Genomic DNA, 780 nt, shown 5'->3' with positions numbered 1-780 from the left:
AGACCAGCGAGATCGGGCTCTACCAGGTCGCCAATGGCGACCTCACCGCGCTCGCCCATGTCGGGCCGGTCAACGCACCGGAATTCGCCGACGTCATTTCCACCGAAAACCGGCTGAAGGCGCCGGCGGAAGCCACCGGCGGCAGCGTGCGCCGGCTGGCGTCTTCCACAGGCCTTGGCAGCGACGTGACGCTGCCTTCCATCGTGCCGGTGCGCTCGGCTGGTGCCGCATCCGGCAGCGACTGGATCGGCCTGCGCACGACAGACGACAGCGTGCTCAAAGCCGTCTCGCGCGTGCCGCTGTTCGGCGGCTTCCTCGGCCTCGGCCTGCTGCTTCTGGCAATGGGTTCGATGTGGTACCGCGAGGGACGGTAGCGCGGCGCTCTTTTCCCTTCTCCCTTGTTGTGGGAGAAGGGAAAGCCCCCTGCTCTACTCCTCCGGCTCCGTCGTGAACATCAGCGGATAGCCCTTGGCCTTGCCGGCATCGGTGGCGCGCGTCGCCTTGGTCTCGGCGACATCCTTGGTGAACACGGCGACGACGCAGACGCCACGCCGATGCGCAGTGATCATCACCCGGTGCGCTTGGTCTTCGCTGAGTTTGAACTCGCCCTTCAGCACCGTCACCACGAATTCGCGCGGCGTGAAATCGTCGTTGATGAGGATGACCTTGTAGAGTTTTGGCCGTTCGACTTGCGGCTTGATCTGGGTACGCGGTTTTGTGGTAATTTCAGGCATCGGAACCGACAGTTTTGCGTAAGCGATGTGACCGCCATTCTGGCAC

1 protein-coding gene and 1 pseudogene are annotated in these 780 nt (G+C 63.7%); one reads left to right on the top strand and one right to left on the bottom strand.

The features are described 5' to 3' along the window. Nucleotides 1-374 (top strand): annotated as a pseudogene (locus tag ENZ75_RS33295) (hypothetical protein); the annotation flags it as partial. 54 nt (nucleotides 375-428) lie between these two features. Here the strand turns inward: ENZ75_RS33295 and clpS are convergent. Then, nucleotides 429-734, bottom strand: a complete 306-nt coding sequence (gene clpS / locus ENZ75_RS33290; RefSeq protein WP_013529964.1) for an ATP-dependent Clp protease adapter ClpS — start codon at nucleotides 732-734, stop codon at nucleotides 429-431. Nucleotides 735-780 lie beyond the last annotated feature (46 nt).

Origin of the sequence: Mesorhizobium sp. M7A.F.Ca.CA.002.04.1.1 (genome assembly GCF_004022805.1) — a bacterium.
In the GTDB taxonomy this organism is placed as follows: Bacteria; Pseudomonadota; Alphaproteobacteria; order Rhizobiales; family Rhizobiaceae; genus Mesorhizobium; species Mesorhizobium ciceri.
Note: the sequence above shows the minus strand (reverse complement) of the source record. Positions and strands in the feature narration are given on the sequence as shown.

What these genes read in the sequence shown, in the direction of transcription:
- clpS (WP_013529964.1), bottom strand. Translation starts at nt 734, where the DNA reads ATGCCTGAAATTACCACAAAACCGCGTACCCAGATCAAGCCGCAAGTC.